Annotated in this window: 9 protein-coding genes; 7 read left to right on the forward strand and 2 right to left on the reverse strand. The window is 59.5% G+C overall.

Features of this window, described 5'->3' with window-relative positions:
* Positions 1–2 precede the first annotated feature (2 nt).
* Positions 3–1,199 carry a hypothetical protein gene (locus tag LIY36_RS16675; protein WP_226456343.1) on the forward strand — a complete coding sequence of 399 codons (1,197 nt, stop codon included), beginning with the start codon at positions 3–5 and terminating at the stop codon, positions 1,197–1,199.
* Positions 1,200–1,279: 80 nt separating this feature from the next.
* Here the strand turns inward: LIY36_RS16675 and LIY36_RS16680 are convergent, their stop codons facing one another.
* Together LIY36_RS16680 and LIY36_RS16685 are read right to left on the reverse strand one after the other, a co-directional pair.
* On the reverse strand, positions 1,280–1,705 hold the full coding sequence (locus tag LIY36_RS16680; protein ID WP_226456344.1) for a GNAT family N-acetyltransferase: 426 nt from the start codon (positions 1,703–1,705) through the stop codon (positions 1,280–1,282).
* 407 nt (positions 1,706–2,112) lie between these two features.
* Entirely contained in the window at positions 2,113–2,670 is a 558-nt protein-coding gene (locus tag LIY36_RS16685) for a hypothetical protein (protein WP_226456345.1), read from the reverse strand.
* Between the two features lie 606 nt (positions 2,671–3,276).
* Between LIY36_RS16685 and LIY36_RS16690 the strand changes: the two genes are divergently transcribed.
* The 6 genes from LIY36_RS16690 to LIY36_RS16715 all read left to right on the forward strand — a co-directional run bounded on the left by LIY36_RS16690 (position 3,277) and on the right by LIY36_RS16715 (position 12,809).
* Entirely contained in the window at positions 3,277–5,706 is a 2,430-nt protein-coding gene (locus LIY36_RS16690) for a LuxR C-terminal-related transcriptional regulator (RefSeq protein ID WP_226456346.1), read from the forward strand.
* 171 nt (positions 5,707–5,877) lie between these two features.
* Entirely contained in the window at positions 5,878–7,962 is a 2,085-nt protein-coding gene (locus LIY36_RS27645) for a hydantoinase/oxoprolinase family protein (protein WP_192296460.1), read from the forward strand.
* A gap of 13 nt (positions 7,963–7,975) precedes the next feature.
* Positions 7,976–9,634 carry a hydantoinase B/oxoprolinase family protein gene (locus tag LIY36_RS16700; RefSeq protein ID WP_226456347.1) on the forward strand — a complete coding sequence of 553 codons (1,659 nt, stop codon included), beginning with the start codon at positions 7,976–7,978 and terminating at the stop codon, positions 9,632–9,634.
* Positions 9,635–9,698: 64 nt separating this feature from the next.
* Complete coding sequence (locus LIY36_RS16705) at positions 9,699–10,589, forward strand: hypothetical protein (RefSeq protein ID WP_226456348.1); 891 nt, start codon at positions 9,699–9,701, stop codon at positions 10,587–10,589.
* A 33-nt stretch (positions 10,590–10,622) separates the two neighbouring features.
* Positions 10,623–11,444, forward strand: a complete 822-nt coding sequence (locus tag LIY36_RS16710) for an aspartate/glutamate racemase family protein (protein WP_226456349.1) — start codon at positions 10,623–10,625, stop codon at positions 11,442–11,444.
* A 21-nt stretch (positions 11,445–11,465) separates the two neighbouring features.
* Complete coding sequence (locus tag LIY36_RS16715; RefSeq protein ID WP_192296464.1) at positions 11,466–12,809, forward strand: MFS transporter; 1,344 nt, start codon at positions 11,466–11,468, stop codon at positions 12,807–12,809.
* Positions 12,810–12,827 lie beyond the last annotated feature (18 nt).

A 12,827-nucleotide genomic window follows, 5' to 3' on the forward strand; every position in this document is an offset into this window, starting at 1 on the left:
TCATGGACTTTATCTCGACGAAACCGTCATCAGACTCGGCTGCTCGCCATCTGACGATCCTGATTGCTTTTACACTCGTCACCATCGGAACGATCACCGCACTGTCGGTGATGTATTCATCTTCCGCGCCGGGCTACTGGCCCGCCTATAACGACATGGTAGCCGCCCTGCCTTCACCGACTGCCTGGTTGCGCTGGGTGGTCGGTGATGTCAGCGAGGTGGCGTTTTACAAACATGAGTTTGCATCTATAGGCTTGCTGCTTGGCGGTGCATTCGGTTACTGGACCAGCCGTTACGCCCAGCGCTGGCAGGGTTTCAGCATCAGCTATGGCACGGGTCTTTGGCCTTGGCTGGTGACTAGCTCATTGCTTGGGCTCTTGCTGAGCAATGCACTGTGGGGCTGGACGGTGAGTGCCGAATCCTGGCAGCCCACGTTTGCGGCATTTGTGTCGTTACCGGCGGCCATGGTGTTGCTGTTTGGAGGTGGCTGGAAGGTCACACTGAATGGTGCCCTACTCGGTGCGATTCTAGTGACGCCAAGTTGTCTGTTGTTCGTGAATTACTTATGCCTCCCGTTGGGATTGCCGGTGGTGATCGGGAATGTCCTGGGTATGGCACTGGGCAGCGTGGCGGCGTTTTTGCTGTGTCGGGCATTGCCAGGGTTGGTTAGCCGTAAACCTGAGAGCAGGGTCAATGTCCCCCCTACCACGACCGTTGCTCCACCGGACTACGGAGTTCGCTGGACATTGCGCCGAGTGTTGGCCGACTTTTCGGAAGCGCCGTTTTTTGGCAATGAATGGGCGAGCCTGGGGTTGCTCGCCGGGGTTTTGCTGGCCTATGCGTTGAATCCCTTAAGCCCTGCCTACGGGTCGGGATGGTTGCCCCATTTGGTCACGGGTCAGGCGCTGGCCTCACTGCTGGGCGTCCTGTTGTGGCGTCAGCAATGGCGAAAGCGTGGGTGGTATCCGACCTATGTGCCGTTGGTGTCCGTAGTACCTGCGGCGGTGTTGACCCATGGAGGGAGCGCGAGCGTGATTGTGCTCAGTGCTTTGCTGGGGGCGCTGATCGCACCGCCATTGGCCTGCGCGATCGCAGGGAGGCTGCCAAAGCACATGCATCCGTATATTGGCAATGTGTTGTCGATGGCGATCAGTACCGTGTTGATCGTGCCGGTAGTTGCTGCTCTGACTGCTAACTGACTCTGGGGAAATGACGAGTGTCTTTGTCAATGCACTCGTCATCCGGAAGGTCTCAGCCTGGCTAGAAAAACCGGGGCGATTCAATCAAATCGCTTCTGCATAAAAAACCGGCTGTATCCAGCGACGGGATAATCCTTAAGTTCTCCAAATAGGCTGAAGCCCAAGCGGCGGTAAAAGTCCGGAGCCTGGAAAGAGAATGTGTCCAGCCAGATACCTTGGCAGCCTTTCTCACGCGCCTGAGCTTCCGCCCTGGCCATCAATTTTGCGCCCAGACCCTGCCCTCGCGCCGCTTCGGGCACCACCAGCAATTCAACGAATAACCACTGTCCAGAAATTCTCGCGTATAGCCCACCTTGAGTGGCGCCCACGTCATCCTTGATTAAAAGCGCAAACTTTTCAGTTTCGATAAGGCCCGCTTGGGCTTGGTTGTATTCTTTCAATGGCGCCAGAATCGCTTGGTAGTCGACCTCTTGCGGCGCGTCATTCAGCTCTATCCGTAAGCCCACGGGGTTCTCCATTCAAGTAGTTTGTGGTTAAACGACTGCCCAACCATTGCTCCGGTTGCGTTTCGACGACACACGCGAAAAAACAATTACGAAAACCAGAGAAAGGAGACAGGGGAGATACGCATCCAGCATCCGCTGGTGTGCAGTTCCCACGACATTCGCCCGAAAACGCGCAAGCGGATTCCAGATATGGGCGATGCCAGCGGCATTGGGAGAAGCCGCCTGACCTCTCTGGACCAAGAAGCCGATCAGGCGCTTATATTTACCCGCCAATTCGGCAGCAGCGAAGGCACTCTGCGTCATTGGCGCTTAACCGTGCGATTCCCGTGAGGCGAACATTTCATCAGAGATGGAAACCTTTTTAGTGCCTCCGTGACTGGTAAAAGACGCCCCCGAACATGAAATCGTTATTTGGCTTGGCGAAGCACAAGCTCTGACAGACGGGTCTTAACCCGGAAGCAGAATTCACGGATTTGAAATTGATAAGCCGGCATAACCATGTAGTTCAAATCAGGACCCAGCGAGTCTTTGATTTCCATGTATTTTGCAGTCTTGGCCGCAATGCCTTGGTATTCCGCTTCGTATTTGGCGTAAGACGCTTTGTTGTAAACCTTCAAAACATCCAACTCTTTACGGCATTGCTCAGCGCGATTTTGGTTCAAGTTTGTTTCAGAGTCTGACTGATCGGCCTCAGCAGAAGCGTGGGCTTGCGCGTCAGCACTGGCGGCGGGTGCAGCCTCATATCGCACAGTATAGGGTGTCGAAGGTGCGGCTTCAGGTGGTGCTTGTTGAACTACGGCAGGAGGCGGCGTCACTTCTTCAGGTTTTTCTGGAGTTTTCGTAGCGCATCCCGAGAGGGCAAGTCCTACCACTACAACGATGCCACACATTTTATCCATCGGTTCCACCAAAAAGTAATTACGGCTGGCTGAGTCGTTAGGTTCTGGGTAAAAGTAAAAACTCACTCAATGATCGAGTGTAAATTTTCTACCAGCCTCAAGGCGCTCAGCCCCTCTTCCTTGAGTACACAGATGAAGGATAGTAGTAAAAAAACAAAGAGATGACGAGGAAAAGCTCGCCAGAAAAGCCACAGAGTTAGTGGGGCATTTTCTGTGGGGCCAAGCTGCGCATATACCCTGATTGCATCGCGCCTGGTTCCCACATTTGCGCGCATCACCGTCGTCAGTGATCGGGGATGGTGGGCGTCCACGACCACGAGTCTGCAAAGTGTCTGGAGAATTCGGGGCGATTTACTTAGAAACTGCGGGTAACACAGTCAATCAACAACTCGCGTAGTTTGCTGTTAAAACGGCCCCAACAGCTCTTCATCGGTGCGCCTCACCATGAAACAACAGTCCCCCGCTCATTCATCCAATGCTTGGTATTGGATCGGTAAACTCACCCCTCCACAGCCAATGCTCACCTCAGTTGTGCGTGAGGCCTTGCTGGCTTCCATGCAAACGAACGCCCTTGTCCCATTGACACTGCTGACGGCCCCCGCTGGTTACGGTAAAACCACGCTGCTGATGCAATCGCACGCAGCCATACGGCAGCAGACACCCAAGGCAATAGTGGCCTGGTTGTCACTGGACGAGTCTGACGCAGACCCCAATCGCTTCCTCGCGTACCTGATCCTTTCGCTGGACCATGCCGGTGTTGCGCTGGCGCACTTGCCGCGCCTGGCAGCCTTGCAAGCCTTGGATGTACAACCACAACGCACGATCCAGGCGCTACTGCGCGCGCTTGCCGAGGAAGATCGGGCGATCACGCTTTTTTTGGATGACTATCACCTCGCCGCCAGCCCGGAAGTGAGTTCGATACTAGGTGTATTAACAGAGCATGCCGCGTCGGGCTTGCGTTGGGTGGTCGCCAGCAGGACCCGTCCGGACTGGCCGCTGTCACGCTGGAAAGCCAAAGGCTGGGTACACGAGATCAGCGCCCGGGAGTTGATCCTGTCCTTGCACGAGGTGCGTGGCATTCTAGGCAATGGATTGGATGAGAACGACCTATGTCGCGTACACATCGCGACCGAGGGATGGGCCGTGGCAGTGCAATTGGCACGCCTCTGGCGTACCAGCATTGACGGCTCGGTGTATGGCTTGACAGCGTTCTCCGGGGGAGTGACGGACGTTGCGAACTACCTCACCGCGCATGTATTCAACAGCCTGTCCGCGGACTGCCAATCACTGCTGCTGCAGACCTCTTTGCTGCAACGGTTCAATGCCGATTTGGCAGATGCGGTGCGCGGCCGCCATGACAGCGCAGACCTCTTCAGGCAACTATCGCACCTCGACACGCTACTGATTCCCCTGGACCCCGAACGCCAGTGGTTTCGCTATCACGCATTGCTACGTGACTTCCTGCGCTTGCGTGTCGACAGTCATCAAGCCCAGGCAATTCACCGCGCCGCCGCACATTGGTTGGCGCAGCAACAGGACTGGAGCCAAGCCATTCATCACGCGCTCAAGGCGGGGGACATCCCACTGGCGGTGAACCTGGTGGTCCGCGCAGGCGGCTGGGAACTGGTGCTGCACCATGGCATTCGTTACGCCCAGGGTTTGTTGAGTCAGTTCGACGCCGTTACCTGCAATACCCAGCCGGACCTCCTGCTGCTCCAAGCCTACCTGCACGCCAAGCTGGGCGATCACAAATTGTCCACACAGCTGTTGCACCTGGCCCGTGGCACGGTGGTCGGGGATGCACGACTGGCCCGAGACTTTCATGTTATCCAAACCTTGGCGAATGCTTACCAGGACTGCTTTGAGTGCCTTGATGCTGATGTTACGACGTTCCATAGCAGCCCCTACCCCCTTGACCAGACCCTCGCGCAAGCCACGCTGGAGTGCGTGCACGCACTGGCGGACCTGACGCGCGGCGAGTTGGTTTCGAGCCTGCGCACCATCAGGGACGCTCACGTCAAAATGCGCGTGATCGCCAGCCCGCGTGGCGAAAACTACTGCCGGATCCATGAAGCCCAGGCCCTGGCGTTATCAGGGTCTATCAACGAAGCCGCTACATTGGTGGACGAGGCCCTGGCATTTGCCGACGGCCATTTTGGTCAGGAGAGTTCGCTGCGGGCCCTGGTCGGCTGCTTCAAGGCACGTCAGCTCTATTGGCAAGGTACTTGGTCCGAAATCCAGCCGTGGCTGGACGACGGCTGGGCTGCATTGGAACACGCCGATGGCTGGCTCGATGTGGTTGCGATGACGGCGGAGGTAGCGTGGCGTTCGCGGTTACGCAGCCATGGGTTGCATGCCGCACTGCAGGAGTTGGACCATGCCGACCACCTGGCGCACGCGCGCCAGTGGCCACGGCTATTGCGTCTGGTACAGGCCTGGCGCATCGATGCCCAGGTACAGAGTGGGCAACTGCATGCCGCTCGCCAAGCGCTCCTGCAGGCCAATCTGGAACAGATTGCAGGTCAGCGCGAAGACTGGCGTAGTCAGGAAGCTGCCAGCCTGGCATTGGGCCGCTTGCGGTTGCTCAGCGGTCACTCGGGCGCCGCATGGACCGACCTTCAACGAACCGCTGAAGAGATGGAGAACAAAGGTCTGCGTCTACCCGCCTGGCGCTTGAGGTTGATGGCCCTGGCCGCGGCGAAAAACGGCCGGCAGCTCCAAGCAGAAGAACTCGACATGGCCCTTGCCCCGATCATGCAGTACGCCCTGCCCGGCCTGTTGCTGGAAGTCGGCCCCAGCCTGCTGCCGGCACTGGAGGCCTACCCCAAACCCACAACGCTACTGACCACAGCCATCACGCGACTGCGCGGCTGGCGCTCGCACCCAACGCCGGCGCACATGGCCCTGAGTGGCAAGGAAGCGCAGATACTGGAGCTGCTTGTCAGCGGTCAATCCAACAAGGCCATCGCCCTCGCCCTGGACATCTCCGAGAACACGGTAAAGTTCCACCTCAAACACCTGTTCGCCAAGCTGGGCGTGGACAACCGCACCGCGGCAATCAGCGCTGCAATACGCCAAGGGCACCTCGACACCACTTTCTAAGCCACCAACCCACCCAGGCGGGTAGGTCTTGCCACCTATCGGCCTGCGACCTACCCGCCCCATCTGTGGCCCCCCGCCCAGCGCCCTGCCTAGCATCGTGACCATCAGCAATGAGGGGCGCCATGCCGTCCTTCTCCTGCTTGCGCCAAGACACGATCCAGGAGACGAACCGTGCAGAAAAGCCGAAAAACCGTACGCGTAGCCACCGATGTGGGCGGCACCTTTACTGACCTTGTGTACTTCGAAAGTGATCCCGTCACCGGCCAGCAGACTCTGCGTACGGCGAAGGTGGACACCACGCCACCGAACTTTGCCCAAGGCATTCTCAATGTCATCAAAAAGGCACGGGTAACGCTTTCGGAAGTCGACTTCCTCGCCCACGGCACCACTGTTGTCATCAACGCGCTTACCGAACGGCGTGGGGTCAAGACCGCGCTGATCACCACCCGAGGCTTTCGCGACATCCTGGAAATTGCCCGGGCCAACCGCCCAGACTATTTCAACCTGAAATGGGTCAAACCTGCGCCGTTTGTGCCGCGCTACCTACGCCGGGAAATCACCGAGCGCCTGCACACCGACGGCCGTGAGCGCGAGCCTGTAATACTCGATGAGCTGCCCGCCATCATCGACGCCTTGCGCGCCGATGGCGTGCAAGCCATTGCTATTTGCCTGCTGCATGCCTACGCCAACCCCAGCCACGAGCAGGCGGTATTGGCCGAAGTGAAGCGGCTGTGGCCTGAAGTATCGGTGGTCGCTTCACATCAGATCACCCGTGAATGGCGCGAGTACGAGCGCTCCAGCACCACCGTGCTGTCGGCCTACGTGCAACCGATAGCGGCGCGCTACCTCGATGAACTGGAGGCGGGTCTGCGCAGCGCAGGCTACGAGGCGCCGCTGTATATCATGCAGTCCAATTGCGGCGTTGACAGTGTGGCCCACGCCAGGGACATCCCGATCACCATGGTCGAGTCCGGGCCGGCCAGTGGTTTCTGGGCGGCCGCCGAGTTGGGACGCTTGATTGGCGAACCCAACTTGCTGGGGCTCGACATCGGCGGCACCACGGCAAAATGCGCACTGATCCGCGATGGCCAGGTCGCGATCAAGACGGACTACTGGATCGAACGAGACCGCCTCAATGCCGGTTACCCCATCATGGTGCCCGTGGTGGACCTAGTGGAAATCGGCAACGGCGGCGGCTCCATTGCCTGGGTCGACGGGTTTGACAAGCTGCATGTCGGCCCGCAATCAGCGGGCGCTCTGCCCGGCCCGGCGGCGTACGGTAACGGTGGCACCGACATCACCACCACGGATGCCAACCTGGCACTCGGCCGGATCAACCCGGCGTATTTCTGCGGCGGCGAAGTGGTAGCCGACCTACAAGCAGTAGCGGACGGCTTCAGCCTGCTCAGCGAACGCTTGGATCTGCCTGCCGATGAAATTGCCCGTGGTGTGGTGCGCCTGGCCAATAACAACATGGTCAACGCCCTGAAGCTGGTGTCGCTTAGCCGTGGTCACGATCCCCGGGACCTGACCCTGATGGCCTTTGGCGGCGGTGGCGCGCTGCATGCGGTCGCCTTGGCTCAAGAGCTGGGCGTCAAAAAAGTCATCGTCCCGCGCGGCGCCTCGGTGTTTTCAGCCTGGGGCATGACCCTGTCGGACTTACGCCGCGACCTGTTTATCAATCGTTTTGTCGACACCACCCAGCCACAGGCACAGGCGCACACCCAGGCGTTCCTGAACGAACTGATGGCCTCGGCCCGCGAGCAGTTCATCGCCGAGGCTGTGCCCCCGGAGCGGGTCGAATTGAAGGTCAATTGCAAGCTGCGCTACCAGAACCAGGAACACTCGGTCGAAGTGCCGCTGGACGCCGATGAACACCTCGAACGTGACTGGGCACACATCGAGCATCGTTTTCATACCCTGTACGAACAGCATTACACCTACTGCCTGGACGCTCCCGTGGAGATCGTCGGCTTCCACCTGGTCGCCATCGCGCAAATTGACAAGCTGATTCCCGAATCGCTTGCAGTGACAGGGCGAACGCTTGAGGCCGCACGCAAGGGCCACCGCGTCGTCGACTACGCAACCGATGGCATCCACGACGCGGCCATCTACGACTACGCCCTGCTGGAACCCCAAATGTGTTTCCACGGCCCCGCCATCATTGAAGACGCCGGCACCACCGTCGTCGTTCATCCACAAAACCGGGTGCATGTGGATCGCTTCGGCAATCTGCACATCACGATCAACGGCTGACGGGAGTCTCGCCATGCATACGCTCGACATCTTCACCCGAGACATTATCCAAAATTCGCTTCAAGCCATTGCTGACGAAATGTTCGTAGCTATGCGCAAAGCTGCCATGAGCCCCGTCATTTATGAAGTGCTCGACATGGGCACCGGCATCACCGACGCCAATGGCGAGATTGCCAGCTCCGGCGCAGGTATCCCAGCCTTCGTAGGCGTGCTGGACAAGGCCGTCAAACAGATCTTGCTGCAACATGCCCGCCCAGGGGAAATCGAAGACGGCGATGTGTTCATCTGCAATGACCCCCACGGTGGCGCAGTCACTCACCTGAACGATGTGGTGCTGGCCATGCCCGTGTTTGCCGAGGGCAGGCGCGTGGCCTGGACCGCGAATATCGCCCACTGGAACGATGTCGGCGGCATGGTCCCCGGGTCGATGTCCACTGAGGCTACCGACATCTTTCAGGAAGGGCTGCGCCTGTGCTCGGTCAAGCTGATCAGCCGTGGCCAACCGATCCGCTCAGTGCTGCAGATACTGCGGGCCAACACGCGCATGCCGGATTTCATGGAAGGCGATCTATGGGCTGGCGTAGCGGCGGTGCGCGGCGGGGCCTTGCACCTGCGTGAGTTGACCGCCAAATACGGTACTGACCTGTTTTTGCTGGCGATGCAGGACTTCATGGACCTGGGCGAAAAGGTATCGCGCAAAGCCCTGGCCGAACTGCCCAATGTCAACCTTTCCCTGGTGGAGCCGCAAGACGACGGCAGCCTGTATTCGGTGTCGGTGCAGATCCATGACCGTGCAATGACCGTGGACCTGCGCGACAACCCCGACCAATGCACCGGGCCCACTAACCTCAGTCGGGATGGCGCGGTGGTTGCCGCCCAAATGGCGTTCAAATCCCTGACTGCCCCGCAAGGCATTACCAATGGAGGCACGTTCCGGCCGTTGAATGTACTGACACGCCCCGGTTCGCTATTCGATGCGCAACTGCCCGCCGCAGAGGGGTTTTACTTTGAAAACCTGATTCGCGTACACGACCTGATCTTGCGCTGCCTGGCCCAGCATTTTCCCGACCGCTTGCCGGCGGGCAATTTCTCTTCGGTATGCGCCACTGTTATCGGCGGCCGGCATCCGGATACCGGTCGGCTGTTTACCCTGGTGGAGCCGGAAATCGGTGGTTGGGGCGCCGAGCCCGGACGTGACGGCAACAACGCCGTTTATTGCGGCCTGCATGGCGAGACCTACAACTGTCCAGTGGAAGTCTGTGAGGCCCGTTACGGCCTGTATGTCGAGCGCATGGCGCTGAATGACGAACCCGGTGGGCACGGCCAGTTCCGCGGTGGGCGAGGCATCTGCATCGACTATCGCGTACGGGCCGATGACAGCTTTCTGACCTGTGGTTACACCCGCTCGGTCGTTCCACCCTGGGGCCTGCAACAGGGCCAGGATGGCACCCCCAATTACGTCGAAGTGCTGCGCGGCGACAACCCGCCGGAACGCTACGCCATGGCCAGCAGCATCCCTCTCAATGCCGGCGACCTGGTGCGGGTACGCACGGGGGCCGGCGGTGGCTACGGCGCACCCGCAGCCCGTGACACGGCGGCCGTGCGCGACGACTTGAAGAATGGCTACCTCGACGCGCAAACCGCCCGCGCCGTGTACGGCGTCATGCCCTGATCCCAATACACCGCCGTGCGGCGGCTTTCCATGCGTTGACCTAAAACAATAAGAGAGAACCGTCATGTTGCAACTTCCACTCTCGCGCTTCGGCGCTGCGTGCTCGCTGGCGTTGGTGTTGGGCAGCAGCCCTTCAACCCAAGCCGAACAATTCATCGGCTTCGGTCAACCAGGGCTGCCGGGACGCTGGGCTTTGGAAACCTTCCCGGTCTTCAACCGCAACACCGACGGCAATGTACGTGCCGGTGGCAATACGGTGCTTGCGTACTTTTCCGAGACCGGTTTCACCGACACCACCCGCGACCAATTGCAGTTCTGGGTCGGCGCCGTTCCCGGATACGCCAGCACCAACGACGCGAAAAACGTCAGCCCCTGGGGCATCGCCTCACCCAATCTCGGCTTTGCCTACTACTACAACGTGGTCGAGCCCGCCAGCGCCTATGGTTCAGAGGACTACACCACGTTCTGGACCAACCCGACGCTGACGGTCGAGTTCCCCAACGGTAACAACGAAGTTGCCGGTTACGGTGCCTTTGCCAACCGCTATGCGCTGAGTTTCAGCCTCGCCAATTACCTGCGTGTCGGAAAATTCGCCGCGACCTTCACCCCAGTTGGCATCCATTACGCCGCACGTAACCGCAACACCACAGATCTCGGCAGCGGCGATCCCAAGCGCTTGCAAGGCGGTGTCAGCCTATGGCTGGCCAACGTCGCCGCCGGCTACCTCGTCACCGATGACCTGTGGCTGGGCGCGCATCACGTCTACCACATCAACAATCGAACAGCCTCGGACTATGCCGAGTCGCGGGTTGGAAAAATCGGACCGTCGATGACCTACACAGGCTTTTCCCAACAGGGACTCTACCTGTCTGCAAATCTGAATTTCGACTACTACCACAGCGCCAACCTGCCCCATTCCAATGAGCTGACCATGGCGCTGGTGAAGTTTTTCTAGCGCCAATTGGCCCCCTATCCGAGGAAATAACCGATGCAAACCCCAACCCCCACTCCCCCACCACACGATGTGCCGGTGACAGTGCGCTGGCTTAACCCGATTGGTTGCTCGATGTTCGACGCACCGATCGCCGAGTTGCTGCACGGCATCAAGCACCCCTCGACACACCTGGAAGTGGTGTCGTTCGATATGCAGCCCAGCCCGACACACCTGGAGTACCGGGCCTACGAGGCAATGACCTACGAGCGCACGGTACGCATTGCCCGCGATTGCGCCCAGCAAAACATCGATGCCCTGGTGATCGGCTGCTTCTACGATCCGGCCCTGGAGGATGCCCGGGAAATCTCCGGCAACTGCCTGGTGGTTGCTCCCTGCCAGGCCAGCCTGCAGATCGCCGACCAACTGGCTAACCGTTATTCGATCATCGTAGGGCGAGATAAATGGATGGAGCAAATGCGCGAGCGCGTTCGCGGCTACGGCTCGGCGGATCGACTCGCCTCTATGCGCGCGCTGGGCATGGGCGTCGATGAGTTCCAGAAAGACCCGGCCCTCACCCGACGCCGAATCATTGAACAAGCGTTTTTGGCGGTCGAGGAAGATGGCGCGGAAGCGATCATTTTGGGCTGCACCATCGAATTCGGTTTCTTCGAACAGGTGCAGCGTGAGGTCGGCGTACCCGTGATCGACCCGGTGGTCGCCGCGTTCAAGATGGCCGAAGCCATGGCGGGGATGAAGCAGCGCTTCGGCTGGAGCCCCAGCCGTGTCGGCAGTTGCGAGCCTCCACCGGAAGCCGAAATCAAAGCCTTTGGCCTGTTTCAGGGCCCGGTGCCCATCGGTAACCGTGTGCAAGCCTAGCCCTTACTTGGAGCAATCCCTATGAGCGACGTCACGCCAATGCCCGCACAAGCCAACTACACCTCCACTCGGCAAGTGGGCGATGTATTCAGAGACGTACCCCTGACCCGCGAGCACCTCAAGTGCTGCTTGGCGCTGTTTTTTGTGTTCGCCATTGAGGCGTGGGAGATGATGATCATCGTCTACACCGCGCCGCTGATCGCCCAGGATTTTTCCCTGGATGCACTTGCCGTCGGCCACCTGATCGGCGCCATGTTCATCGGCATGCTGTTGGGCTCGTTAGTCTGGGGCAAGCTCGCCGAACGTATCGGCCGCAAGGGCGCGGTGGTCTGGAGCCTGGCCATTTACGGCGTGATCTCGTTGGCGAGTGCGTTTGCCCCCGACTACGCCTCGCTCTACGCGTTACGGCTGTTCTCGGGCGTGGCCGCAGTTGGCATGATGGTGGTGACGTTTGCTCACTATCAGGAGCTATTGCCCGTGCGCCATCGCGGCGCGCTAACCGTGTACCTGGCCTCGGGATGGCCAATCGGCATGCTACTGGCACTGGGGGCGACCGTATGGCTGATGCCCTATGGTTGGCGCACAATCATTGCGGTGAGTTCACTGGGTGGGTTGTGGGCTTTGGTGGTGGCGCTCTGGGTGCCGGAGTCGCCGTACTGGCTGGCCAACGCCAAGCGCCAAGCGCAGGCCCGAGCGGTCATCACGCGATTAAGCCGAGGTACCGTGCAAGTGCCTGAAGATTGCCTGCTGCAAGTGGACCAAACGACGTCAGGGCGCCAGCGGGAGCTGTTTTCACCGGCGCTGTTGAGGATCAGTGCGTTGCAGATCCTGGTGAATTTTACGTTCTCCTGGGGTTACTGGGGCTTGCAGACCTGGCTGCCGACGCTGTTGCAACAACGCGGGCTGAGCCTGCCGCAAAGCTACGGTTTTATTGCACTGTCGGCACTGTGCATGATCCCCGGCTACATGGCGGCGTCGTGGCTCACCCATCGTTATGGCCGCAAACACGTCATTATCGGTTTCATCAGTGCCTCGGTGCTCGCTGGCTACGGCTTTGCCAACGCTCAAAGCCTGGAAATGCTGTACCTGAGCAACTTCGCCCTGGCGTTCTTCAGCCTGGGGGCTTGGGGGGTGTGGGGCACCTGGATCGCCGAGCTGTACCCGACCCCATTGCGTACCATCGGTTACGGGTGGGCGATTTTTGCGCAACGCGTGGCCAATATCCTGGCACCGTCTTTGATCGGCGCACTGGTGGCTTACGGCGCCTCCTTCAATATGACCACCACCTTTATCAATGCCTTCATGCTGGTAACCGTGTTGCTCGCACTGTTCATTCCTGAAACCGAGGGCAAGGCGTTGGATTAGCACAATGCCCATCGTGCT

Origin of the sequence: Pseudomonas sp. AF03-9, from assembly GCF_020515815.1 — a bacterium.
Lineage (GTDB): Bacteria > Pseudomonadota > Gammaproteobacteria > Pseudomonadales > Pseudomonadaceae > Aquipseudomonas.

Coding starts and splice junctions, on each gene's coding strand:
- LIY36_RS16715 (WP_192296464.1), top strand. CDS start 11,466: ATGAGCGACGTCACGCCAATGCCCGCACAAGCCAACTACACCTCCACT.
- LIY36_RS16675 (WP_226456343.1), top strand. CDS start 3: ATGGACTTTATCTCGACGAAACCGTCATCAGACTCGGCTGCTCGCCAT.
- LIY36_RS16705 (WP_226456348.1), top strand. CDS start 9,699: ATGTTGCAACTTCCACTCTCGCGCTTCGGCGCTGCGTGCTCGCTGGCG.
- LIY36_RS16700 (WP_226456347.1), top strand. CDS start 7,976: ATGCATACGCTCGACATCTTCACCCGAGACATTATCCAAAATTCGCTT.
- LIY36_RS16710 (WP_226456349.1), top strand. CDS start 10,623: ATGCAAACCCCAACCCCCACTCCCCCACCACACGATGTGCCGGTGACA.